The organism is Verticiella sediminum, assembly GCF_007558815.1.
Taxonomy (GTDB): Bacteria; Pseudomonadota; Gammaproteobacteria; order Burkholderiales; family Burkholderiaceae_B; genus Verticiella; species Verticiella sediminum.
On sequence record NZ_VLTJ01000028.1, the window covers coordinates 116,754 to 139,878 of the forward strand.

The window sequence follows — 23,125 nt, forward strand, 5'->3', positions numbered from 1 at the left end:
CGCCCCCTGGGGGGCAGCAAGCCGAAGGCGCAGCGTGGGGGCTTTTTTTGCCGCCGCGGCGGCGCGCACGCGCCATCCTCTTTTTCCGGACGACCCCATGACCGCCACGCCATCGACCACCAACGCCAGCGCAGCCGAACTCGCCAAGTTCAGTGCGCTCGCGTCGCGCTGGTGGGACCCGACCAGCGAGTTCAAGCCCCTGCACGCCATCAATCCGCTGCGCCTGGGCTGGATCGAGGACATCGTCGCACAGGCGGACAGCTCGTCCGGGCGCGCCCTCGTGCCCGTCAGCGCCACGGCCGCGCCGGCGCCGACGGCGCCCAGCGCCTTGCAGGGCAAGCGCATCGTCGACGTGGGCTGCGGCGGCGGCATCCTGGCCGAGAGCATGGCCAAGCGCGGCGCCACTGTCACCGGGATCGACCTCGCCGAGAAGCCTCTGACGGTGGCTCGCCTGCACAGCCTGGAGTCCGGCGTGAAGGTCGACTATCGCTGCATCGCCGTCGAGGACCTGGCGCGGGACCACCCCGGTACCTACGACATCGTCACGTGCATGGAAATGCTGGAGCACGTCCCCGACCCGGCCTCCGTGGTGCGCGCGTGCGCGACCCTGGTCAAGCCCGGCGGCCACGTCTTTCTGTCCACGATCAACCGCAATCTCAAGTCGTTCCTGCAGGCCATCGTCGCGGCGGAGTTCGTCCTGCGCATGCTGCCGCGCGGCACCCACGACTACGCCAACTTCCTCAAGCCCAGCGAACTCGCCATGGCATGCCGTGGCGCGGGCCTGGAGATCACCCGTCTGCAGGGCTTCACCTACAACCCGCTGACCGACGTGTACAGCCTCACCGCCGATACCGGCGTCAACTATCTGATGGCGACCCGCCGCCCGCTGCCTGTCGCCGCCACTGCATGAGCATGTCCATCACCGCCATCCTGTTCGACTTCGACGGCACGCTTGCCGACACCGCGCCGGATCTCGCCGGCGCAGCCAACCTGCAGCGCACCAAGCGCAACCTGCCTGCGCTGGCCTACGAGCAACTGCGTCCGGTCGCCTCGCAGGGCGCGCGCGGCCTGCTGCGCGTGGCCCTGGGCCTGGCCACCGACGACCCGGCCTACCCCGAGGCGCGCGACGCCTTCCTGCAGGACTACGCCGCCACCAAGGATCAGCAGTCACGGCTTTTCCCGGGCGTGCTCGAGCTGCTGGCGCAGATCGAATCCGCGGGCATGCAATGGGGCATCGTCACCAACAAGGTAGCCTGGCTCGCCGAGCCCCTGATCGCCAGCCTCGAGCTGAACGCGGGCGTGGTCGTGTGCGGCGATACGACGCCCCACGCCAAGCCACACCCCGAGCCGTTGCTGCACGCAGCGCGCATGCTGGACAAGGCGCCCGACGCCTGCATCTACGTCGGCGACGACCTGCGCGACGTGCTGGCCGGCAAGGCGGCAGGCATGCCGACGGTGGCCGCCGCCTGGGGCTATTGCGGCGAGGACCAGCCCGTCACCGAGTGGGCCGCCGACCGCATCGCCGACGATCCGCAAGGCGTCTGGGCCGCCATCCAGTCGCTCGTCGCCGAGCGCTGAACAGCCCCCGGGCACAACAGGCCCCGGCCACCGCCAGGACGTTACGCTCGAGCGGGCCGACGGGCGCCGCGCCCGCCAGTTGGGCGGGCACGGCGTCGCGTTGCGGCAACAGGCGGCACGCTTCCCGGCACGCCCCTTGAAGCCACCCGCCTTCGCCCCATATATGGACTACAATGGCAGTACCTGGGGCCGATCCGGATTCGACGTGGGTCGCGAAACAGTGCAGGGCATGTCGAGCACCAGTAAGCTCGTAAATCCACTGGAACACCAATAAACGCCAACGATGAGCGTTTCGCTATCGCCGCTTAAAAACCGGTAATGCGCGCTGCACCGGTTTGCCTTTGGGCCGGGTGGGGCAACCCACAGCAGCGTCATTCACAAAGGATCGGGTCAGGATGGGGTCACACGTCCTGGTCTTAAATCACGTGAATCGCCATGGGCCGGTGCGTCGGCTGACCAAACCCCATGGTTAAAACAGAACCAGCAGACTAAACATGTAGAACTGCCTGCGGAGGGCTTGCGGACGGGGGTTCAATTCCCCCCGGCTCCACCACTTTAGACAGCGCTAGACAGGTCCAGCCAGAGGGGCGACACCCGCAAAGTCGTCCCGGACCGTCTAGAACCGTCTCCCGTTTCACACGAGATTCACACCAGTCGGTTGGGCCGCCCTCGAGGCGGCCTTTCTTTTGGTGCGCCGGGATCAGCGCGCCTGGCGGCTTCGGGCATAGTGTTGCCCTACAGGTTGGGGTGCGATTGCAGCCATTCTCGCAGCGCGACGTCGATGCGCGTCTGCCAGCCGGCAAGCGGCTGGCCCTCGCCTTGACCATCGCCCGGCGCTTGGGCGTGGACATCGGCGGGGTGGCCCCGATAGACCGGTACGAAGGCGTCGCGGAGATGGTGCTCGACGCGGCTTTCCATGCGCATGCCGCGCTGACCACCCGAGCGCCTGCTTGGCTGGCACGCAGCCCTGTTTCCGACCGGCGACTCCGGTATGAGCAACTACGAATGGCAGATTGAGCGCAAACGCCGTTGGCCGGCCGCCCAAGTCACCGCCGGGCGCGCCCCGCCAAGTGCAGAGCAATCACGGCGTCCGCTGCGCGAAGTACGCCTCGGCCGCCGGATGCATCGGAATCGTCAGCCCGACACGCGCCCGGCGCGGCGAGATCATCGCGCCCGCGCTGCTGCCGGCGGCCAGGAAATCGGCGCCGCCGAAGAAGGTCTCCAGCAGGCCGTGCACCTCGGCATCGGTCAGGTCCTCGCGGCCGACCAGCAAGGCGGTGACGGCGACGGTGCGCAGGGGCAGCGCCTGGCCCGGATAGGTGCCCGGCGCGAGCGTGACGGGCACCAGCTCGGGATCGGTCCGCGCCATGGCGTCCACGGCGTCGGCCGCCAGCGGCAGCATGCGGATGGCGCCGTCGGCCCACAGCCGCTGCAGTTGGCGGGCAGGGGCATGGATGACGGCGAAGAATGCGTCGATCTCGCCGCGTGCCAGGGCTTGCGCGGCAGCCTCGGGGCCAAGGGCGGTGATCCCGGCAAGATCGGCCTCCTCGATCCCGTGCGCCCGCAGCACGGCGAGCGCGGTGGCGCGCGAGCCCGACGCGGGCAGGCCGAGATCGACACGCCGGCCGCGCAACTCGTCCAGCGACTCCGCTCCGTCGGCACGCACGATCACCTGCACGGGCTCGGGGAACAGCGTACCCAGCGCGCGCAGCGCGGTGTCTTGCGGACGCGCGGCGAAGGTGCCCGTGCCCCGGTAGGCCATGGCGGCGATGTCGCTCTGCACCAGCGCCGCGCTCGCCAGCCCACGCCGCAGCATCTCGACGTTCTGTGCGCTGCCATCGGTGGTCACGGAAGCCGCCTGTACGCCATGCGTCCTGCCGAAGGCGGCGACGGTGCGTGCGATCAGGTCGTATTCGCCCGCGGTGGGTCCGCCGGCGATGACGAATGCACGATGCAACTGCTCCAGGCGCAGATTGATCTGCTGGATGGCGGCCTGAAGCTCCTCGGCGACGATCGCGCGTGCTTCGGCGCCCTGGCGCGCCGGGGTGCGGTCGACGATGGCGCGGATCTGCTCGACGAGGCCGCGTGCCAATGATCCGGCCGTATCCTCGGGCCCGCTGGCCTCTCCCGCCGGCGGAACGTACAGGGTCGGCTCCCAGCCATCGGCGCCCTGGCGAAAGGTCACCGAGCCGCGCACGCGCAACTCGTCGCCCGCGGCGTTGCCGTCGCTGTCGATGCCGCCGATACCCGGCTCGGTGGCGCCCAGCAGCGAGGCCAGGGCGGCCGGTGTGAGCGACTCCCAATCCGAGAACTGGTAATCGCGCTGCAACGCCAGTGTGGCGTTGTAGTAGACGATGTGGCGCGGCGCGCCGTCGCTGGCAGTGCCCAGCGGCGCGCTGCCCAGCCGGCGCAGGCTGGCGATCTCGAGCAGCGGATCGGCAAAGGTGGCCTGCAGGCGGTCCTGCACCGCCTCGCGCACGGCGGTTTCGTCGGGCGCACGCGAACATGCGGCCAACAGACACAGGCACAGGAGCATGAACAGCAGCCGCAGCGCGGACAGCCAGGCAGGCGCGAGGACCGGGGGATGGACGCGAGAGAATGCAGTCGTGGCCATGGCTCAGAATCCGAACATGGGCAGTGTCAGAAAGCCCTGGAGGAACAAGGCGTTCGTGATGTCGATCAGGAAAGCGCCCACGATGGGAATGATGAGGAATGCCGTGGGTGACGGGCCGTAGCGGTTGGTGATGGCCTGCATGTTGGCGATGGCGGTGGGCGTTGCCCCCAGCGCGAGGCCGCAATGCCCGGCCGAGATCACCGCGGCATCGTAGTCGGCGCCCATCACGCGGTAGGTCAGGAAGGTGATGTAGAACGCGGCGATCACGGTCTGGATCGCCAGGATCGAAAGGATCGGCAGGGCCAGCGAGACCAGCTCCCACAGGCGCAGCGAGATCAGCGCCATCGACAGGAACAGCGACAGCGACACGCCGCCGATCAGGGACACCGTGTCGTCGTCGACCTGGCGCAGCCCGCTCAGCGTGAGGCCGTTGCGCACCAGCACGCCCGTGAACAGCGTCCAGACGAAGGCGGGCAGCGTGATGACATCGTTCTGCATGGCGACGCTCAACCAACTGCCCACGACCACGCAGAAGGCGACGAGCAGCAGCGCTTCGATGAAGGCCTGCGGCGACAGGCGGGACACCTCGGACGCCGGCGCCGGCCCGGGGCCGGCATGCGCCTGGCCGGTCGCCCCGGCGCCTGCGGACCCGGTCAGCCCGTGGCGGCGGATCAGGCGCTGCGTGACGGGGCCGCCCAGCAGCCCGCCCAGGACCAGGCCGAAGGTGGCGCAGGCCATGGCCAGCTCCATTGCGCCCTGCAGGTTGTCCACGTCGACGAAGGTGCCGGCATACGCCGCGCCGGTGCCGTGCCCGCCCATCAGGGTGATCGAGCCGGTCAGCAGGCCCACCAGCGGATGCAGGTCCATGGCCCAGGCCGCGGCCAGGCCCGCGGCGTTCTGCAGCACCAGCATGCCGGCGAGCAGAGCCCAGAACAGCAGCAGCTTGCGCCCTCCCTTGAGCAGCGTGCGCACATCGGCACCGAGCCCGACGGTGGCGAAGAAGGCGAGCATCAGCGGCGCCTGCAGGGCCAGGTCGAACGAAACCTGCACGTCGGCACCGAAGCGCAAGGCGGTCACCAGGCCCGCCGCTACCAGGCCGCCCACCACGGGCTCCGGGATGCTGTAGCGCTGCAGGAAGCCGACCCGGGCGATCAACGCCCGGCCGACCAGCAGCACCACGATGGCTGCCACGAGTGTCGTCATCACGTCGAGATCGAACTGCATGGATGAACGGATCCTATCTTGATCGTTGCTATCGTCACGCCGCGCAAGGCCGGCACCCCGCGGGTCATGCACGAGCCGTGCCAATGCCCTCACCGCCGCCTGCGTCCGGCGGCACCGAAGCGGCCCGCCTCCCGGTCGAAGGCATCATGATAGTCGGTGCCAACGGCGCGGCCGCAGCCGCCGTGCTGATGATGGTCCTGGCCGCCGTGCTCGCCGGTGGCCTGGTCCTCTGGGCAATGTAGCGGCGATCCCGGGCCCGGGCCGGCCGGCCGCGTCCGCACAGGAACGAGCGCGCTACGTGACCCTGTCCACCGCGCTGCGCGCAGGGGAACTCGGCCCGATGGACACCTCGATCGCGCAGTGGCTGCAGGATCCGGAAGGCGTCGAAGTGATCGACCCAGCCGGTGGCGATTCGTCGAGTGCGTCGACAGCTCGCCGTTGCGGGTGCCGGAAGTCAGGCGCGGGCAGCCGTACTGGGGGCCGCGGGCAGAGACAGCGACGCGGGACTGACGCCGCCTCCCGGGGCGGCTACCCTTGGGCCACCTCCTCCTGCAGCTTGTGCTTCTGCACCTTGCCCGTGGCGGTCATGGGCCAGGCGTCGACGATGCGGATCTCGGGCACCTTGTAGGTCGCCATCTGCGCCTTGCACCAGGCGCGCAGTGCCTCGGCATCGACCTGCGCGCCGGGCTGCAGGCGCACGAAGGCCACCGGCACCTGGCCCTTGTCGGCGTCGGCACGGCCGACCACGGCCGAACCCAGCACCTCGGGATGAAAGCCCAGCAGCGCCTCGATCTCAGAGGGGAACACGCTCATGCCCTTAACCTTGAGCATCTCCTTGCGCCGGCCCAGGTAATGCAGGCAGCCCTCTTCGTCGTAGGCGCCAATGTCCCCGGTATGGAACCAGCCGTCGCGGACGGCCTCGGCGGTGGCGTCGGGCCGGTTCCAGTAGCCCTTGAACAGCGAGGGCGTACGGACCACGATCTCGCCCTCGGCGCCCAGCGGCAGCAGTTCGCCGGTGTCGAAGTCGCAGATCTTGAAGTGCGTGCCGGGCATGGGCAGGCCGACGAAACCGGGGCGGCCGAGCAGGTCGCGGTCGCCCTCCTGCATGCCGTTGGTGAAGGTGTCGCTGGTATGGGTTTCGGTCATGCCCCAGGCGCCCTCGGCCATCACGGTGCCCGTGCGCTCCAGCCACTGCGCGCGGATCTCCGGCGTGAGCTTGCGCACGAACGAGGCCACCCGGGCGCTCTTGAGCGAACGCAGATCGAAACTGCCGAAATCCGGGCGTGCCATGAGTTCCAGAGCGTTGTCCACGACCAGAAAGACATGCGCCACCCGGTAGCGTTCGACCGCCTGCAGGAAGGCGAGCGGGTCCCAGCGCGCGAGCAGCACCAGCGGCGTGCCGGACACGATGGGCATGAGCAGCCCGGCGTTCTCGCCGGCGATCCAGAACATGGGCAGAAAGTTGAGCGACACGTCGTTCGGATCGACCGGCCTGCCGTCGGCGCCGAGCACGCCGTTCATGGTGGCAGCGGCGGCCAGGGTGTAGACCATGTCGCGCTGAGTGTGGATGCAGCCCTTGGGCAGGCCGGTAGTGCCGCCGGTGTAGTTGAGCGCTGCCGGGGCGTCGGGGTCGGGGTCGATGCGCGGCGCCGGACTGGCCTGCGCGGCCAGCAGATCCAGCAGGTTCTCCACGCCCTCGGCCGGCTGGTAGGGCGCATCCAGGCCCGCCGGCAGGGCGATCTCGGGCCGCGCCGGCAGCCAGGCGCCCAGATGCGTGGAGAACAGCGCGCGCACCGGCTGCACGGGCTCGACCGAACGCACCAGCGGTACCAGACTGTCCTGCACGATCAGGGTCTGCACGCCGGCATCGTTCAGCTCGTGCAGCAGCTCGGCCTCCTTGAAGAGCGGATTGACCGGCACGTACACGGCACCCAGCTTGAGGATGCCGTAGAAGACGATGTGCACCTGCGGGCAGTTGCCGAGCATCATCCCGACCCGATCGCCGGCCCGCACCCCGCGCGCGTGCAGCAGCGCGGCGCAGCGATCGCTCCAGTCGTCCAGTTCGCCGTAGGTGACGCGACGCCCGTAGAAGACGATGGCGGTCGCGTCGCGCTGCTCGCGCGCCCGCGCGCGCAGGTACTCGCTGACCGGCGCCTCGCCGTAAGGAAACGCCACGTCGCGGGGCACCTGCGCCGGCCAGTTGCGCTGCTGGCGCCGGGCGATGTCGGCCAGGAACGCGGTTTCGTCGTGGGTCTTGTCGCTCATGGTGGGGTCGATGCCTCCTCGGGTGTTCTTGTCGGATTCGTTGGGGACATGCCGCAGGCCGCGCCGACGGCGCGACGACCGGCGCCGCCCGCCATCACCAGGTGTCGACGAACCGGCTGGCCGGCTGGGCCAGCCGGTGCCGCGCTCCGGGTTCGGCGGCCGCCAGGCCGATGCTCAGCCAGTGCCGCGTCTGCGCCGGGTCGATCACCGCATCGATCTCCAGGAACTCGGCCGCATTGAGCGCCTGCCCCTGTTCGTACATCTGCGCGACCAGCCGCTGGTACAGCGCATCGCGCTCCCCACCCTCGGCGGCGGCCGCCAGCTCCTTGCTGAAGCCCAGGCGCACCGCGCCTTCCAGCCCCATGCCGCCGTATTCGCCGGTCGGCCACGACGCCAGCAGACTGGGCTCGCGGTAGCCGCCCGCCCCCATGGCCATCGCGCCCAGGCCGTAGCTTTTGCGCAGCACCACAGACAGGAAGGGCACGCGCAGCTTGGCGGCGACGACGAACATGCGGCAGACGTGGCGCACCTGGGCGAGCTTCTCGTGCTCGGGGCCGACCATGAACCCCGGGGTGTCGATGAGCGAGACGATGGGCAGCCCGTGCGCGTCGCACAACTGCATGAAGCGGGCGGCCTTGTCCGCCGCGTCGGCGTCGATGGCGCCGCCGAGGTGGCGCGGGTTGCTGGCGAGTATGCCCACGGGCCGCCCCTCGATGCGGGCGAGCGCGGTGTGGATGCCCACGCCGAAGCCCGCGCGCAGTTCGAGCACGCTGCCCACGTCGGCAATGCCCTGCACGGCCGCCCGCGTGTCGTACACGCGCAGGCGGTTCTCGGGCACCACCGCGCGCAGCAGATAGGGATCGGGGGCGTCCCATTCGGCGACCCTCCCCTGGAACATCGACAGGTAGTGCTTGGCCTGCGCCACCGCCTCGGCTTCGTTGTCGACCAGCAGGTCCACCACGCCGTTGCGGTACTGCACGTCGGCCGGGCCGATGTCTTCGGGACGATAGCGGCCCAGGCCGCCGCCTTCGATCATGGCCGGTCCGGCCATGCCGATGTTGGCGTCGCGCGTGGCGATGATGACGTCGCTGCAGCCCAGCAGCGCCGCATTGCCCGCGAAACACCGGCCGGACACGATGCCCACCACGGGTACCTCGCCGCTCAGCCGGGCGAACGCGGCGAAGGTGGGCACGATCAGCCCCGCCACGGATTTCACGTCGACATCGCCGGGCCGCCCGCCCCCGCCCTCGGCAAAGAGGATGGTGGGCAGCCGGTTGTGCAGAGCGACCTCCAGCATGCGGTCGGTCTTGACGTGGTTGCGCTTGCCCTGGGTGCCGGCGAGCACGGTGGCGTCGTAGGACAGCACGGCGCACTGCGACTTCTCGCGGCCGAACAGCGCCGCGTTGATGGTGCCGATGCCGGTCACGATGCCGTCGGCCGGGGTATTGCGCACCAGATCTTCCTTGGTGCGCCGGCTGCTCTGCGAGGCGACGGCCAGGGCGCCGTATTCGACGAAAGAGCCCTCGTCGCACAGGTCGGCAATGTTCTCGCGCGCCATGCGCTGGCCGCGCGCATGGCGCTTGGCCACGGCCTCTGGGCGCGACTCGTCGCGCAGGAAGACTTCGCGATCGAAGAGGCGCTGCAGGTCGGCGCGCACGCCGCGCGGGTCGGCCTTCTCGACGGCGTCCTCGGCGACCCCGTCGAGCGCCATGGGCTCGATCACCACCAGCACCTGGCCGGCGCCGGCCTGCTCGCCCGGCGCGATGCGCACCTCGATCACCCGGCCGTCGCGCTCGGCCGCGATCGCGGCTTCCATCTTCATGGCTTCGAGCACCAGCACGGTCTGGCCGGCGCGCACCATCGCGCCCTCCGCCACCGGCACCTCGATGATCTTGCCGGCCATGGGCGCGCGCACGGCGTCCAGGCCGGCCTCGATCGCTTCCTGCGGCACGGGTGCGGACGGCACGGCCGCGGCATGCTCGACGCTCTCGCGCCCGCTGGCGAGATCGTGCGCAGCCTCGGCTTGCGCGAGCGCGGCCGCCCGTGCCAGCACCTCGGGCAGCGCGCCTTCCAGGTACCGCGTGTGCACGCGCTGCCGGGCGAAGTCGTCGCGCTCGACCAAGGCTTGCAGCACGTGCAGATTGGTGCCCAGCCCCGCGATGCGGGCCTCGGCCAGCGCGCGCCGGGCGCGCCGCACCGCGGCGTCGAAATCCGGCGCCGGATGGGTGACGATCAGCTTGGCCAGCAGTGTGTCGTAGCTGGCCGAGGGCGCGTAGCCGGGATAGCCGTGGGTGTCCACGCGCACGCCCGGCCCGGCCGGCATCTCGAAGCGGCTCAGACGGCCGCCCGCGCTCATCGCCTGGCCCTTGGCGTCCAGGGTCTCGGCGTTGATGCGCAACTGGATGGCGTAGCCGCGCGGCTGCGCCTGGGCCGCCACATCCAGACCGAGATCGGCCAGCGAGCGCCCTGCCGCGATACCCAACTGGGCGGCCACCAGGTCCACGCCCGTGACCTGCTCGGTAATGGTGTGCTCGACCTGCAGGCGCGGGTTGGCCTCGATGAAGATGAAGGTGGGCTCGGCCGCGGCTTCGTCGACCAGGAACTCGAAGGTGCCCAGGCTGCGATAGCCGGTCTCGCGCGCCATGCGCAGCGCGGCGTCGACGATCTGGGTGCGCAGCGCAGGCGCCAGCGCCGGGCTGGGCGCGATCTCGATCAGCTTCTGGAAGCGGCGCTGCACGCTGCAATCGCGCTCGCCCAGCGCTAGCGCATCGCGGCCGTCGCCCACGACCTGGACTTCGATGTGCCGCGCGCGCACGACCAGGCGTTCGGCATAGACCGCATCCACGCCGAATGCCGAGCGTGCCTCGGAGCGGCAGCGCGCATAGGCCTCGGCGAGCGCCGCGCGTTCGCCGACCACGCGCATGCCGCGCCCGCCGCCGCCGCCCACCGCCTTGATGACGACGCCGGCGCCGTCCTGCGCGTCGAAGAAGCGCGTGATCTCCTCCAGCGTGGCATCGCCGTGCGTGGCCGGCATCACCGGCACCTGGCAACGCACGGCCAGCGCCAGCGCGCGCGCCTTGTCGCCGAACAGTTCGAGCTGCTCGGGCGTGGGGCCGACGAAGATCAGGCCGGCAGCGGCGCAGGCCGTGGCGAAATCCGCGCGTTCGCTGAGAAAGCCGTAGCCGGGGTGCACGGCGTCGCAGCCCGTGCGCCGGCCAGCCTCGATCACTGCGGCCACGTCCAGGTAGGCGGCGGGCCCGCTGGCGCGCAGCGCGACGGCCTCGTCGGCAAGCTGCCGATGCGGCGCGCTGGCGTCGTCCTCGGCATAGATGGCCACGGTGGCCAGACCGCATTCGCGGGCGGCGCGAATGAGGCGCACGGCGATTTCGCCCCGATTGGCGACGAGCAGTTTCTTCATGCCGGTATGGTCTCCGCCCTTCCTGGGGAAATTCCTGATGTTGTGAACTGTTAATTGTTAACAATATAAGCAGTCATTGCACTACCGCCCATAGGGGTTAGTCCTTAGGCTCAAGCCGCGCGCCTGTCTGCGCGGGCCGGCGGCAACGCACAGGGGAACCATGACGGATACGCACTCGCCCTCATCGCCGGCCGCGCCGGCCTTTCATCCATTGCGCCGGGCGCGCGGGCATACGCTGAGCCCGGCCGAGCAGATCGCCCGGGAACTGGGCCGCGCGATCGTGCGCGGCGACTACGCCGACGGCGAACGTGTTGTCGAGCAGGCGGTGGCCGACGTTTTCCGGGTCAGCCGCGGCCCGGTGCGCGACGCGCTGCGCCTGCTGGAACAGCAAAGCCTGGTCGAGATCTCGCCGCGCCGGGGTACCTTCGTGCGCGCCGTGTCGCTGCGCGACGTGGAGGACATGTTCGCCATCCGCGGCGCCCTGCTCGGGCTGGCGGCGCGCTTTCTGGCCGAACGCGGCGAGGACGCGCCGCTCGCCACGGTCGAGGCGCTGCGCGCGGAGCTGCCGAGGCTGCTCGCCGCACGGCCTTTCCCGCACGTGGACTTCGTGAAGGCCGTGGGACGGTTGGGTACGGGGGTGGTGCAGGCCAGCGGCAGCCGCCAGCTCGCCGTGACGTATCGCGACCTGCCCCACGACGCCATCTGGCAACTGATCTGGATGCAGCCCGAACCGCCCGACTATGGGCGCCCGGAACGCCGCCGGCAGGCAGCCGACGACTACACCGCGCTGGTCGCCTGCATGCGCGGCGGGCGGGCCGGCGAGGCGGCCGAGATCGCCCGCCGGATCGCCGAGACGTCCTGCCGCGAAGTAATCTCGCACCTGGGCGGCTACGCTGGCGTCGCGGCCCTGGCAAGCGCCAGGGGCTAGCTATGCAGGCGGCAGCGCGGGCATGGCGGCGGGGGGAAGGCTTTGCGGGCCGTCGCGCCGACGGCGGGACGCCACGCGATGCGCAGCGACGTCGAACCGCCGCGACCCGCTCGGTGGCAGCAAGACGCCGCGCGCAGCCCAGCAGAAGGCTCTCGCGCGCAGGCTCAGTTGCGTTCGAACGGCAGCGTGAAGGACGGGTCGCCGGAGAAGTCAGCAGCCGAGAGCGCCGGCGCGGCAGCGACCACACTGAGGATGGCGGCGGCGGCGATGAAGAGGAGATAGCGGGCGGTGCTGCTCATGGCGGTCTCGGGGCGACAGCAAGGAATGATGGCCGCATCATCGGCTATCCCACCCTCCGGCGTCCAAGACCTTTTGCTTATTTCCTTCCTACGAAACGGCATATCGAGCGGGCTCGGCGGACCGGGACGTGCCGGTCCGGCACCGGCCGACGGCCGGCGCCCAGGGCATTTGCTTCAGGACGTCCCGGGCATTAAAAAACCCGCGCACCTTGCGGTGCGCGGGCTCAGCGGCACAGCCGTCGCGGAGGGTTTGTTGCCCCCGCGTGGGCGCCTGCTGGAGGGGACCCCTTGGCGGGTTACTTGTGCTGCTGGCCGGGCATCTTGCCGCCCTGACCTGGCTGCTTGTTCTGCTGATTCTGCTGGTGCTGCTGCCCGGTTTTGTTGTCCTGCTGGTTGGGCTGGTTGCGCTGCTGATTCTGCTGATCCTGCTGACCGGCGGGACGCTGGTTCTGTCCCTGCTGGTTCTGTTGGTTGGCCATTTCGGTCTCCGTGGAATCGTCATGTCGTGGCGCTAGCCACAGTTCCTACATTACGCGCGAAACGGTGCTCCGACACGCTCCGCCTGCCACCAATTGCAAGGAATTCTGGCACGCGCGCGGCGCCAGCCCGGCAAGGCGCGGGACCGGGTTTCGTTTGCACACATGACGCATCGCAGCAGACCTCGCCGAAAGCACTTGTACCATCATTTCCCCCGGGCAGGCGGCGCATGCACCGCCACCCATACCGTGGGCCGATCGGGTGCGGTCGCGTCGACGCGGTGGCGGCAATGCGCCGGCAGGTGGACGTGATCGCCCGGCGCCAGCAGGCGCGCCTCGGCTTCGCCGGCCAGGCGCAGCCGGGCCCAGCCGTCGAGCACGACGACCCACTCGTCCCAGGCCTGGTCGTACCAGAAGCCGGGCGGGCTGGCCTGGCCCAGGGAGACGATGCGTTCGATGCGCGCGCCGCCGGGCAGCTTCGCCAGGTCCTCGAAAACTTCGCCCGTGCGGGCGTCGGGCAGGTCGGTAATGAGATTCGTCATGGGGTTCGTCCGTCGCGCTGTCGCCTGGCGCACACTCTACAATGCGCGGACCCGCTACGCGCCTGCCGTCCGTCCCACCTTTTTTCCGGTTGTCCCGTTTGGCCCCACGCTCCTGGCTCCGTCCGCGCTGGCTCTTGCTGCTCCTCGTGCTCGCCGTGGTTGCGCTGCTCGCCGTGCGGGCCTGGCGCGGGACGCCCGCGCCGGTATATGCGGTGCAGATGCGCCCGCTGGTGCAGGACGTCGTGGCCAGCGGGCGCGTCGCTGCGCGCGAACGGGCGCGCGTCGGCAGCGAGATCGCCGGCGTGGTGATCGAGCGCCCGGTGCGCGAGGGCGAGCACGTGCAGAGCGGCCAGTTGCTCCTGCGCCTGCGCAACGACGAATGGCAGGCACGGCTGGGCGAGGCGCAGGCCGCGTTGCGCCAGTTGCGCGATGTGCGTCGGCCGCAGGCCGCCGCCGAGCTGCGCGAGGCCGAGATCGCCGCGCGCCAGGCGGGGCGAGAGGCCTTGCGCCGCCGCGATCTGGCGCGTGCCGGCGCGATCGCGCGCGAAGCGCTGGAGCAGGCTGAGCAGGCAGCGGACGCCGCGGGCCGCCGGCGCGAGCGCGCCAGCCTGGCGCTGGCCGATCTTGCCGCACACGGCGCAGAAGAACGCGTGCTGCAGGAACGCATCGCCGTGGCCCAGGCCGCCCTGGCCCGCACCGAGATACGCGCGCCTTTCGCCGGCACCCTGATTGCCCGCCTCGTGGAAGCCGGCGACGCCGTCCAGCCCGGCACGGCGGTGTTCGACCTCGTGCGCGACGCCGCCACCGAGATCGTGGTCCCCATCGACGAGAAGTTCCTGGGCCGTCTCGCCGCCGGCCAGTCCGCCACGGTGATCGCCGACGCCTATGACGATCGCCCCTTCACGGCCCGGCTCGAACGGCTCGCCCCGGGTGTGGACCCACAGCGCGGCACGGTGGACGCGCACCTCGTCCCCACGCCGGTGCCCGACTTCCTGCGCGAGGACATGACCGTGTCGGCCACCATCCACACGGCGCGCAAGGCGGCAGCACTGGCGGTTCCCCACGACGCGCTCGGCAACGTCGCAAACGGTCGTGCCACCGTCCAGGTGGTGCGCGACGGCCGCGTCGCCGACCTCGCCGTGCGCCTGGGCCTGCGCGGCCTGCTCGCCAGCGAAGTGATCGAAGGGTTGCAGGCGGGCGAGCGCGTGCTGGCCGCCCCGCTGCCCGTCGGTACCCGCGTGCGCCCGGTCGAGCAGGCGTGGGGGGACGAGCAGTGAGCGCCCCGCCCGGCCGCCCGAAGGGGCGCGACGCCTCCCGCGGGGAGGATGTCGCGCAGCGACAGGAGGGCACACCCATGAACGCCCCCGCCCGGCCGCCCGAAGGGGGCGCGACGCCTCCCGCGGGGAGGATGTCGCGCAGCGACAGGAGGGCACACCCATGAGCGCCCCCGCCCGGCCGCCCGAAGGGGGCGCGACGCCTCCCGCGGGGAGGATGTCACGCAGCGACAGGAGGGCACACCCATGAGCGCCCCCGCCCGGCCGCCCGAAGGGGGCGCGATTCCTCCCGCGGGGAGGATGTCGCGTAGCGACAGGAGGGCACACCCATGAACGCCGCCGCCTGGCTGGCCGGCACCATCGCCATCCGCTTTCTGCGGCAAAGCCGGGCACAGACGCTCGTCATCCTGGTCGGCATCGCGGTCGGCGTCTCGGTGATCGTGTTCATCCGCGCGCTCATCGGCGGCCTGCAGGCCAATATCATCGAGCGCACGCTGGGCACCCAGGCGCACATCGCGATCTCTCCCGCGGACGAAATCAATCGCCCGGCCGCGGCGCCGCCGGGCGCCTGGCGGCTGCTGCTGGAGGACAAGCGCGCACAGCGCCTGCGCTCCATCGACGACTGGCAAAGGCTGCAGCCCGCACTCGAGGCCCTGTCCGGTATCCGTGCCGTCTCGCCGCTGGTTTCCGGCCCGGGCTTCGGCCGCCGCGGCGAGGCACGCGCATCGGTCGCCATCCTGGGCGTGCAGCCGGAGCGCTACCAGCACATCATTCCGGTGCATCGGCACCTGCGCGAAGGCGTGTTCCGCCCCGCCCCCGGCGAGGTAGCGATCGGCAGCCAGCTCGCCCAGGATCTCGGCCTGCGCCTGGGCGGAAAACTGCGTGTCGAGGCCGGCGACGGCCGCGACGCCGTGCTTACGGTTACCGGCATCTTCGAGCTGGGCGTGCGCGAACTCGACAGCCGCTACGTCTACCTGGACATGAAACAGGCCCAGGCCCTGCTCGGCCTGCCCGGCGGCGTGACCCGCTTCGACGCCACGGTCGATGACATCTTCATGGCGCGCGAGATCGCGCAGCGCATCGAGCGCCTGGCGGGCCTCAAGGCCGAGAGCTGGATGCAGACCAATGCCGAGCTGCTCAACGCCCTGCGTTCGCAGACGCTGGCCACCACCATGATCAGCGTGTTCGTCGCCTTGTCGGTGGCCATCGGCATCGCCTCGGTGCTGGCCGTGAGCGTCACACAGCGCACCCGAGAGATCGGCATCCTGCGCGCCATGGGCACCACCCGGCGCCAGATGCTGGGCGTCTTCCTGCTGCAGGGCGCCGTGCTGGGGCTGATCGGCTCGCTCGCCGGCAGCCTGGTCGGGCTGGGCCTGACCTGGGCCTTCAACACCTTCGGCCCCAGGCTGTTCTACATTCCCCTGCCGCCCGGGCTGATTCCGGCCGCCATGGCCATCGCCACGCTGAGCGGTGTGCTCGCCGCGTCGGCGCCGGCCTGGCGCGCCGCCAGCATGGACCCCGCGGAGGCGATCCGCTATGTCTGACGCGCGCCCGTCCGGCGCCGTGCTCGCGCTCGAGGGCGTACGCAAGTCGTACAACGTCGGCACGCCGACCGAAACCGAAGTGCTGCACGGCATCGACCTGCAACTCTCGCGCAGCGACTTCTGCGCCTTGATCGGCCCCTCGGGCTCGGGCAAGAGCACGCTGCTCAACCTGATCGGCCAACTGGATTCGCCGACCTCGGGCGAGATCACCCTGCTCGGCGTGCCCACCAGCGGCCTGCACGACGACGAGCGCACGCTGCTACGCCGGCGCGCCCTGGGCTTCGTGTTCCAGTTCCACCATCTGGTGCCGGCCTTCACGGCGCTGGAGAACGTGCTCATGCCGCTGATGATCGGCCACGGCAAGCCGCGGCCGGACGATCGCGAGCGCGCGCAGACGCTGCTCGACGACGTCGGCCTGGGCGAGCACGCGCACAAGAAGCCGGCCGAACTGTCGGGCGGCCAGCAGCAGCGCGTGGCCATCGCCCGCGCGCTGATCGCGCACCCGCCGCTGCTGGTGGCCGACGAGCCGACCGGCAATCTGGATACGCAGACGGCGGACGGCGTGTTCGCGCTGTTCCGGCGCTTTCACGAAACGCTGGGCTGCGCGGTACTCATCGTGACCCACGACCCGCGTCTGTCGGATCGATCCGACCGGCGCATCACCCTGGTCGACGGCCGCATCGCCGAGGACACCGCTGGGCAGCCATCCCCTGCACCGGGGCCGGATGCCGCCGCAAAACAGACTTGAATTTCTGCGATCATGACGCCAATTGCAGATCAGGACAGACGCCCGCGTGCGCCACGCAGCGATTGCAATATACAAAAACAATCGCTACCATAGAATCAATTGATTTGATTAATATAGAGATTGCCGGCATCATGATCGGCAGTTACCCGCCAGCCCCTTTCCACAGGAGTTCTACTTCATGTCTCTCGTCAATACCCAAGTCAAGCCGTTCAAAGCCACCGCTTACCACAACGGCAAGTTCGTCCCGGTGTCCGACGCCGACCTGAAGGGCAAGTGGTCCGTCTTCGTGTTCTACCCCGCCGACTTCACCTTCGTGTGCCCGACGGAGCTGGAAGACCTGGCCAACAAGTACGAAGAATTCAAGAAGCTCGGCGTCGAAGTCTATGGCGTCTCGACCGACACCCACTTCACCCACAAGGCCTGGCACGACACCTCCCCCGCCATCGGCAAGGTGCAATACCCGCTGGTCGGCGACCCCACCGCCACCCTGGCCCGCAACTTCGAAGTGCTGATCGAAGAAGAAGGCCTGGCCCTGCGCGGCACCTTCGTGATCAACCCCGAAGGCCTGATCAAGCTGGTCGAAGTGAATGACAACGGCATCGGCCGCAACGCCGACGAGCTGCTGCGCAAGGTGCGCGCCGCCCAGTACATCGCGGCCCACCCGAACGAAGTCTGCCCCGCCAAGTGGGAAGAAGGCGGCGAAACGCTGAAGCCTTCGCTGGACCTGGTCGGCAAGATCTAAGCGATCTTTCCGCGCGGCATCCGCAGCCTGACGGCGCGGACCCAGGGCCTGCGAAGGTCCTGGACCGCGCCGTTCGTCCATCTGCGTTCTTCCCCGCTCACGACCCATCCGGACACCACAGGAAACCCAACGCCATGCTAGACGCGAACATCAAGACCCAGTTGCAAGCCTACCTGGAGAAGGTGACCCAGCCGATCACGCTGGTCGCCTCGCTGGACGATGGCGCGAAATCGGCGGAGCTGCGCTCGCTGCTCGTCGACATCGCGAGCCTGTCGGACCGGGTATCGTTCAAGGAAGACGGCGACGACGCGCGCAAGCCCTCGTTCGCGATCAGCCGCGACGGCACGGACATCGCCGTGCGCTTCGCCGGCATCCCGATGGGCCATGAATTCACGTCGCTCATCCTGGCCCTGCTGCAAGTCGGTGGCCACCCGCCCAAGGTCGAGCCCGAGGTGATCGAGCAGATCCGCGCGCTCGAGGGCGAGTTCTCGTTCGAAACCTATTTCTCGCTGTCCTGCCAGAACTGCCCCGACGTGGTGCAGGCGCTCAATCTGATGTCGGTGATCAACCCGCGCATCAAGCACGTCGCCATCGACGGCGCGCTGTTCCAGCAGGAAGTGGAGTCGCGCCAGGTCATGGCCGTGCCTTCGGTGTTCCTGAACGGCTCACCCTTCGAGCAGGGCCGCGTCACCATCGAGCAGATCCTGAAGAAGCTCGACAGCGGCGCCAGCGCCCGTGCGACCGAGAAGATCAACGCGCTTGCCCCGTACGACATGCTGATCGTCGGCGGCGGCCCGGCCGGTGCGGCCGCCGCCATCTACGCCGCCCGCAAGGGCATCCGTACGGGCGTGGTGGCCGAGCGTTTCGGCGGCCAGGTGCTGGACACGCTGGCGATCGAGAACTTCATCTCGGTCGAGCACACCGAAGGGCCCAAGCTAGCCGCCGATCTCGAGCGCCACGTGCGCAGCTATGGCGTGGACATCATCAACGAGCAGCGCGCCGAAGCGCTCGTCCCGGGCGACTACAGCGAGATCCGCCTGGCCGATGGCGGCGTGCTGCGCGCGCGCGCCATCGTGCTCGCCACCGGCGCCCGCTGGCGCGAGATCAACGTGCCCGGCGAACAGGAATACCGCAACCGCGGCGTGGCCTACTGCCCGCACTGCGATGGCCCGCTCTTCAAGGGCAAGCGCGTGGCGGTGATCGGCGGCGGCAATTCGGGCGTGGAAGCAGCCATCGACCTGGCCGGCATCGTCGAGCACGTCACCCTGATCGAGTTCGCCGACCAGTTGCGCGCCGACGCCGTGCTGCAGGACAAGCTCGCTTCCCTGCCCAACGTGCGCGTCGTCACCAGCGCCCAGACCACCGAAATCACGGGCGACGGCAACAAGGTGAACGGCCTGGTCTACAAGGACCGCGCGACGGGCGCAAGCCACACGGTGGAACTCGCCGGCGTGTTCGTGCAGATCGGCCTGGTGCCCAACACCGGCTTCCTGAAGGACACGGTCGAGCTCACGCCCTATGGCGAGATCGTCACCAACGCGCGTGGCGAAACCTCGGTGCCGGGCGTGTTCGCCGCCGGCGACGTCACCACCGTGCCGTACAAGCAGATCGTGGTGGCCATGGGCGAAGGCACCAAGGCCGCGCTGTCGGCCTTTGACTACCTGATCCGCACGCCGGCCCCGGCCCTCGCCGAGGCCGCGGAGGCCGTGGCCGGCTGACGCCGACCGGATAACCGGCAGTACCCCCTATTGGCGTTGACCCGCCCGGCATCTGCCGGGCGTTTTTCCAGGTACTCCGGCGGAGGGCTTCGGCGAGCCTGTCGATCACCTTGGTGCTTGCGTCTCTCGGTTCGCAAGTGCACATGAAAGGCAATGTCAGTCGTAGACATGCCTGGCTTTCGCGCCGGTATACCTCGGCAGAAAACTGCGCGGCATGGGCCCCTTGTTGCGGCCGCCCTGCAGGGTCTGCTCCCACGCATGCGCCAGAATCCCTACCGAGCGCGACAGGCAGAAGAGCCCGCGCGCCAGCGGTGCCGGAAAGCCCAGCTCGGCGTAGATGACGGCCGTGGCACCGTCGATGTTCATGGGAATCTTCCGGCCGCCCTTGCGCGCGGCCAGCGCGGCTTCCACGGCGCGGCCGATCCTGGCGAAGCGGCCGGAAATCTCGCCACGTCCAGCCGCTGCATCCACCAGCGCCAGCAGCGGGCCGCTGCGCGGGTCCGTGGGATGAAAACGGTGGCCGAAGCCGGGGATGAACTTGCCATACTGCGCGATGCAGGCGTCGAGCCCCTCTTCCACGGCCAGTGCGAAGGGGATTCCGGCACGCTCGCGCGCGGCGATGTCCTGGTAGAGGCCCACGGCCTGTTCGCCCGCGCCGCCATGCACGTCGCCCAGCACGTTGAGCGCGCTGGCCATAGCGCCATTCAGGCCCACGCCGCAGGTCGAGGCCATACGGGCAATGGCGATCGACGGCGCCTGCGGGCCATGGTCGACGGCGGACATGAGCACCGCGTCGAGCAGCCGTGCCTGGGCGGCCGTGGGCAGCTCGCCGCGGGTCATCAGCCAGATCATCTGGACGAGGCTCACGCCATGGTCGATGAGTTCCTCGATGGCATAGCCACGGTAGCGGATCACGCCCGGCTGCATATCGATGATGTCGGTGCTCCACCAGGCTTCGGCGGCCTGGCGGTCGGGACTCTTGTCGATGTTCTCACTCATACGGCCTTGTCCTCTTTCAAAGCGGCGATGTCCTCGGGCGTGTAGCCCAGTTCGGCCAGGATGGCGTCCCCGTGCTCGCCCAGGCGCGGCGGCGGCGCGTCGACGGCCGGCGCCCGGCCGTCGAGCTTGAAGCCGGTGCGCAGCACGCGCACCTTGCGGTCTACACCAGGCACATCGGCGAATTCAGCCACCATGCCGCGGCCGGCGATCTGGGGATGGTCCAGCACCTGCGGCACGGTGTAGACCGGACCCGCGGGCACGCCGGCCTGGTTGAGCGCCGTCCACCAGTGCTCAGTGCTGCCCGTGGCCAGCGCCTCCTCCAGCACGGCTGTCAACTCGTGGCGGTGCTGCAGCCGGCCCTGGCGCTCGGCGAAGCGCGGGTCGTTGACCAACTCGGGACGGCCGACCACGCGGCACACGGCCTCGAACTGCTCCTGCTTGTTGGCGGCAATGTTGATCAAGCCGTCGACCGTGCGGAAGGTGCCCGATGGGCTGGCCGTGACGTTGTCGTTGCCCATGGGCTGCGGCGCCTTGTGCGCCACCAGATAGTTGGACACCGCCCACCCCATGGTGGCCATGGCGGCTTCGAGCATGGAGACGTCGATGAAACTACCGCCGGTGCGGTCACGCTGTGCCAGCGCCCCGGCCACCGCCATGGCAGCCGTCAGGCCACCGATGGTGTCGGCCACCGGATAACCCACGCGATAGGGCCCGGTGGCCGGATCGCCGGTGATGCTCATGATGCCGGACATGCCCTGGATGATCTGGTCGTAGGCCGGCAGGTCGCGCAGCGGGCCATCCTGGCCAAAACCGGAGATGGCGCAATAGATGAGCTTCGGTTGAACCTTGAGCAATTCTTCGTACCCCAGCCCCAGCCGACGCATCACGCCGGGACGGAAGTTTTCTACCAACACGTCAGCGGTCGCCACCAGTTTGCGAAAGACCTCCTTGCCGCGGGCATGCTTGAGGTCCAGCGTGATGGAGCGCTTGCCGGCGTTCTGCGCCAGGAACGACACGCCCATATGGCGGCGGTTGAGGTCCGGATCGGCGCCGAGCTGGCGGGCCAGGTCGCCACCGGCGCGATTCTCGACCTTGATCACCTGCGCGCCCATGTGGGCCAACTGATGGCAGGCGAAGGGCCCGGCAAGTACGTTGGTCAGGTCGAGCACGCGAGTATGTTGCAGGGGGCTGGCTGTCATAAGAGAAGTGATTGGTGTTGGTCCCCAAGACGAAAGGCAGACGATGTCGCCATTCCTCGCGGTCGTCTTTACTGCCGAGGAACTGCCCCGAAGCACGTCCCGGTCCTTGCGCAGGACCGGGTTTTCGTCAGTCGGTCTTGACCCGCTTGGGGATGATGGTCTGTTCGTAGGTGGTGAACGTCTGAATGCGGCCGATAAAGGTCGCACCGTCGTCATGCAGACGCTTGGCCTGCGACGAAGCATTGGCGGCCTGGAGAGCGGCCTGGTCGTCGTACCAAAGCTCGGCTATCCCGTCCACTTCGACATCCATCGAAGGAATGTCGGGTCGCTCGCGTGTGGCCAGTATGTGCGTCAGCACATAGCGGCGCAGCCCCGGAACTTCGTGCGCCAGCGGCGCGTGGACCTGCGTCCAGTGTTCGAGGAATTCCTCGTGCGTGATTCCTTCTCTGCGCGATAGCAACGACAGGCTCTTGATCATGGCAACCTTTCAAGTGTGTGACGACGGGCCGGCATTCAACATCTATTTTGCAGGTACATTCAGTCGCCCTTGATCCCTGCGGCCTTTATCACTTTTCTCCACTTGTCCTGCTCAGCCAATTGATAACGAACCAACTCTTCCGGCGAGCTGCCCAGAGCAAGAGCGCCAATCTCGTTCAATCTGGCAATGACTTCAGGCTGCTTCAACAATTCGTTTATGCGCTGGGATAGCTGCTCGACGATCGGCTTCGGCGTGCCGGCCGGCGCATACATGCCATACCAGGAAGAAGCCTCGAAATCGTCCGCGCCAAGCGCCTCCCCCATCGTCGGGACATCCGGATACTGCGGTAGACGCTGGGCGGTAGTGACTGCCAGCAGGCGCAGCTTGCCTGCGTTGATGAAGGGCCCGCTCGTGGTCAAAGTGTCGAACATCACTTGCACTTGTCCGCCCACGAGGTCGATTATTGCCGGTGCGGAGCCCTTGTAGGGGATGTGCGTGATAGCCGTACCCGTGCGATATTTGAAGTATTCGGCGATCAAGTGCGAAGAGCCACCGCTTCCAGCCGACCCGTAATTCACCGTCGTTGGATGTTCCTTGAGATAGGTGACCAGATCGGCAAGGTTATCCACCGGCAGCACGCTTGGGTTGACCACGACGACCATGGGAACCGTCAACACGAGCGACAAAGGGTCGAAGTCCTTGTTGATATCGTAAGGTACCTGGTCGAACAGATAGGAATTGATGGCAATTCCCAGACTGGAGATCATCAATGTATAGCCGTCGGCCGGGGCGGACTTCAAGGCCATGGCTCCGATGATCCCATTGCCGCCGGGCCTGTTGTCGACCATCACCGGGGTTCCGAGCGAGGACGAGAGCCCCTGGCCAATGGCACGAGCGGCCAGATCCGTAGGCCCGCCGGCAGGAAATGGAACGATCAGGCGGATAGGTTTGGAAGGGAATGCTTCTTCTGCGGCCGATGCGGTACTGCTCAGCGCGACCGCCAGGGCGGCAACCATGAAGGAACCCAAAAAGCGACGTAGCAAGATCTGTCTCCCTGGTAATGTCGTCGGCACGCGGCT

Annotated in this window: 19 protein-coding genes, 1 other RNA gene and 1 pseudogene; 10 read left to right on the plus strand and 11 right to left on the minus strand. The window is 69.0% G+C overall.

The window, feature by feature from the left end; genetic code table 11:
* The first annotated feature begins 97 nt into the window (after positions 1-97).
* From ubiG to FOZ76_RS27970, 4 genes and pseudogenes are all read left to right on the plus strand, one after another.
* Positions 98-910 (plus strand): bifunctional 2-polyprenyl-6-hydroxyphenol methylase/3-demethylubiquinol 3-O-methyltransferase UbiG, encoded by an 813-nt coding sequence (gene ubiG, locus FOZ76_RS14205; protein ID WP_143948927.1) that lies wholly within the window; start codon positions 98-100, stop codon positions 908-910.
* Positions 907-1,578 carry an HAD-IA family hydrolase gene (locus FOZ76_RS14210; RefSeq protein WP_425473284.1) on the plus strand — a complete coding sequence of 224 codons (672 nt, stop codon included), beginning with the start codon at positions 907-909 and terminating at the stop codon, positions 1,576-1,578. The genes ubiG and FOZ76_RS14210 overlap by 4 nt, the downstream gene beginning before the upstream one ends.
* A gap of 185 nt (positions 1,579-1,763) precedes the next feature.
* Positions 1,764-2,131: a transfer-messenger RNA gene (gene ssrA / locus FOZ76_RS14215) on the plus strand.
* Between the two features lie 269 nt (positions 2,132-2,400).
* Positions 2,401-2,576, plus strand: a pseudogene (locus tag FOZ76_RS27970) (DUF4172 domain-containing protein); the annotation flags it as partial.
* A gap of 83 nt (positions 2,577-2,659) precedes the next feature.
* On the opposite strand, the gene FOZ76_RS14225 reads toward FOZ76_RS27970, so the two are convergent.
* The 4 genes from FOZ76_RS14225 to FOZ76_RS14240 form a co-directional block, all read right to left on the minus strand.
* Positions 2,660-4,192, minus strand: a complete 1,533-nt coding sequence (locus FOZ76_RS14225; RefSeq protein WP_143948928.1) for a TAXI family TRAP transporter solute-binding subunit — start codon at positions 4,190-4,192, stop codon at positions 2,660-2,662.
* Positions 4,193-4,195: 3 nt separating this feature from the next.
* Positions 4,196-5,416: a sodium/glutamate symporter gene (gltS, locus tag FOZ76_RS14230; protein WP_143948929.1), complete on the minus strand. Its 1,221-nt coding sequence runs from the start codon at positions 5,414-5,416 to the stop codon at positions 4,196-4,198.
* Between the two features lie 528 nt (positions 5,417-5,944).
* Positions 5,945-7,681 (minus strand): AMP-binding protein, encoded by a 1,737-nt coding sequence (locus FOZ76_RS14235; RefSeq protein WP_143948930.1) that lies wholly within the window; start codon positions 7,679-7,681, stop codon positions 5,945-5,947.
* Between the two features lie 94 nt (positions 7,682-7,775).
* Positions 7,776-11,099, minus strand: a complete 3,324-nt coding sequence (locus FOZ76_RS14240; protein WP_143948931.1) for an acetyl-CoA carboxylase family protein — start codon at positions 11,097-11,099, stop codon at positions 7,776-7,778.
* A 160-nt stretch (positions 11,100-11,259) separates the two neighbouring features.
* Between FOZ76_RS14240 and FOZ76_RS14245 the strand changes: the two genes are divergently transcribed.
* Complete coding sequence (locus FOZ76_RS14245; protein WP_143948932.1) at positions 11,260-12,027, plus strand: GntR family transcriptional regulator; 768 nt, start codon at positions 11,260-11,262, stop codon at positions 12,025-12,027.
* A 164-nt stretch (positions 12,028-12,191) separates the two neighbouring features.
* Here the strand turns inward: FOZ76_RS14245 and FOZ76_RS28185 are convergent, their stop codons facing one another.
* The 3 genes from FOZ76_RS28185 to FOZ76_RS14255 all read right to left on the minus strand — a co-directional run bounded on the left by FOZ76_RS28185 (position 12,192) and on the right by FOZ76_RS14255 (position 13,344).
* A complete protein-coding gene (locus FOZ76_RS28185; RefSeq protein WP_281283004.1) occupies positions 12,192-12,326 on the minus strand; it encodes a hypothetical protein in 135 nt (44 codons plus the stop codon).
* A gap of 296 nt (positions 12,327-12,622) precedes the next feature.
* On the minus strand, positions 12,623-12,805 hold the full coding sequence (locus tag FOZ76_RS14250) for a hypothetical protein (RefSeq protein ID WP_143948933.1): 183 nt from the start codon (positions 12,803-12,805) through the stop codon (positions 12,623-12,625).
* 203 nt (positions 12,806-13,008) lie between these two features.
* Positions 13,009-13,344: a cupin domain-containing protein gene (locus tag FOZ76_RS14255; RefSeq protein ID WP_143948934.1), complete on the minus strand. Its 336-nt coding sequence runs from the start codon at positions 13,342-13,344 to the stop codon at positions 13,009-13,011.
* Positions 13,345-13,478: 134 nt separating this feature from the next.
* On the opposite strand from FOZ76_RS14255, the gene FOZ76_RS14260 reads away from it, so the two are divergent.
* The 5 genes from FOZ76_RS14260 (at position 13,479) to ahpF (ending at position 19,370) form a co-directional block, all read left to right on the plus strand.
* Positions 13,479-14,621, plus strand: coding sequence for an efflux RND transporter periplasmic adaptor subunit (locus FOZ76_RS14260; RefSeq protein ID WP_170235450.1), 1,143 nt, complete (start codon positions 13,479-13,481; stop codon positions 14,619-14,621).
* A 326-nt stretch (positions 14,622-14,947) separates the two neighbouring features.
* Complete coding sequence (locus FOZ76_RS14265; protein ID WP_143948936.1) at positions 14,948-16,162, plus strand: ABC transporter permease; 1,215 nt, start codon at positions 14,948-14,950, stop codon at positions 16,160-16,162.
* A complete protein-coding gene (locus tag FOZ76_RS14270; RefSeq protein ID WP_143948937.1) occupies positions 16,155-16,910 on the plus strand; it encodes an ABC transporter ATP-binding protein in 756 nt (251 codons plus the stop codon). Before FOZ76_RS14265 ends, FOZ76_RS14270 begins: the two co-directional genes overlap by 8 nt.
* A gap of 178 nt (positions 16,911-17,088) precedes the next feature.
* Entirely contained in the window at positions 17,089-17,652 is a 564-nt protein-coding gene (gene ahpC, locus FOZ76_RS14275; RefSeq protein ID WP_143948938.1) for an alkyl hydroperoxide reductase subunit C, read from the plus strand.
* A gap of 134 nt (positions 17,653-17,786) precedes the next feature.
* Complete coding sequence (gene ahpF / locus FOZ76_RS14280) at positions 17,787-19,370, plus strand: alkyl hydroperoxide reductase subunit F (RefSeq protein ID WP_143948939.1); 1,584 nt, start codon at positions 17,787-17,789, stop codon at positions 19,368-19,370.
* 156 nt (positions 19,371-19,526) lie between these two features.
* On the opposite strand, the gene FOZ76_RS14285 is transcribed toward ahpF, so the two are convergent.
* The 4 genes from FOZ76_RS14285 to FOZ76_RS14300 all read right to left on the minus strand — a co-directional run bounded on the left by FOZ76_RS14285 (position 19,527) and on the right by FOZ76_RS14300 (position 23,089).
* The gene (locus tag FOZ76_RS14285; RefSeq protein WP_143948940.1) at positions 19,527-20,369 is read right to left on the minus strand and encodes a citryl-CoA lyase; all 843 of its coding nucleotides are present in this window, start codon (positions 20,367-20,369) and stop codon (positions 19,527-19,529) included.
* A complete protein-coding gene (locus tag FOZ76_RS14290; RefSeq protein WP_143948941.1) occupies positions 20,366-21,568 on the minus strand; it encodes a CaiB/BaiF CoA transferase family protein in 1,203 nt (400 codons plus the stop codon). Before FOZ76_RS14290 ends, FOZ76_RS14285 begins: the two co-directional genes overlap by 4 nt.
* Before the next feature lie 127 nt (positions 21,569-21,695).
* Positions 21,696-22,046 carry an EthD domain-containing protein gene (locus FOZ76_RS14295; RefSeq protein ID WP_143948942.1) on the minus strand — a complete coding sequence of 117 codons (351 nt, stop codon included), beginning with the start codon at positions 22,044-22,046 and terminating at the stop codon, positions 21,696-21,698.
* Positions 22,047-22,105: 59 nt separating this feature from the next.
* Complete coding sequence (locus FOZ76_RS14300; RefSeq protein ID WP_246129512.1) at positions 22,106-23,089, minus strand: Bug family tripartite tricarboxylate transporter substrate binding protein; 984 nt, start codon at positions 23,087-23,089, stop codon at positions 22,106-22,108.
* Positions 23,090-23,125: the final 36 nt, after the last annotated feature.

What these genes read in the sequence shown, in the direction of transcription:
- FOZ76_RS14265 (WP_143948936.1), top strand. Translation starts at nt 14,948, where the DNA reads ATGAACGCCGCCGCCTGGCTGGCCGGCACCATCGCCATCCGCTTTCTG.
- FOZ76_RS14290 (WP_143948941.1), bottom strand. Translation starts at nt 21,568, where the DNA reads ATGACAGCCAGCCCCCTGCAACATACTCGCGTGCTCGACCTGACCAAC.
- ahpF (WP_143948939.1), top strand. Translation starts at nt 17,787, where the DNA reads ATGCTAGACGCGAACATCAAGACCCAGTTGCAAGCCTACCTGGAGAAG.
- FOZ76_RS14285 (WP_143948940.1), bottom strand. Translation starts at nt 20,369, where the DNA reads ATGAGTGAGAACATCGACAAGAGTCCCGACCGCCAGGCCGCCGAAGCC.
- FOZ76_RS14225 (WP_143948928.1), bottom strand. Translation starts at nt 4,192, where the DNA reads ATGGCCACGACTGCATTCTCTCGCGTCCATCCCCCGGTCCTCGCGCCT.
- FOZ76_RS14295 (WP_143948942.1), bottom strand. Translation starts at nt 22,046, where the DNA reads ATGATCAAGAGCCTGTCGTTGCTATCGCGCAGAGAAGGAATCACGCAC.
- ahpC (WP_143948938.1), top strand. Translation starts at nt 17,089, where the DNA reads ATGTCTCTCGTCAATACCCAAGTCAAGCCGTTCAAAGCCACCGCTTAC.
- FOZ76_RS14255 (WP_143948934.1), bottom strand. Translation starts at nt 13,344, where the DNA reads ATGACGAATCTCATTACCGACCTGCCCGACGCCCGCACGGGCGAAGTT.
- FOZ76_RS14270 (WP_143948937.1), top strand. Translation starts at nt 16,155, where the DNA reads ATGTCTGACGCGCGCCCGTCCGGCGCCGTGCTCGCGCTCGAGGGCGTA.
- FOZ76_RS14250 (WP_143948933.1), bottom strand. Translation starts at nt 12,805, where the DNA reads ATGGCCAACCAACAGAACCAGCAGGGACAGAACCAGCGTCCCGCCGGT.
- FOZ76_RS14235 (WP_143948930.1), bottom strand. Translation starts at nt 7,681, where the DNA reads ATGAGCGACAAGACCCACGACGAAACCGCGTTCCTGGCCGACATCGCC.
- gltS (WP_143948929.1), bottom strand. Translation starts at nt 5,416, where the DNA reads ATGCAGTTCGATCTCGACGTGATGACGACACTCGTGGCAGCCATCGTG.
- FOZ76_RS14245 (WP_143948932.1), top strand. Translation starts at nt 11,260, where the DNA reads ATGACGGATACGCACTCGCCCTCATCGCCGGCCGCGCCGGCCTTTCAT.
- ubiG (WP_143948927.1), top strand. Translation starts at nt 98, where the DNA reads ATGACCGCCACGCCATCGACCACCAACGCCAGCGCAGCCGAACTCGCC.
- FOZ76_RS14210 (WP_425473284.1), top strand. Translation starts at nt 907, where the DNA reads ATGAGCATGTCCATCACCGCCATCCTGTTCGACTTCGACGGCACGCTT.
- FOZ76_RS14240 (WP_143948931.1), bottom strand. Translation starts at nt 11,099, where the DNA reads ATGAAGAAACTGCTCGTCGCCAATCGGGGCGAAATCGCCGTGCGCCTC.
- FOZ76_RS28185 (WP_281283004.1), bottom strand. Translation starts at nt 12,326, where the DNA reads ATGAGCAGCACCGCCCGCTATCTCCTCTTCATCGCCGCCGCCGCCATC.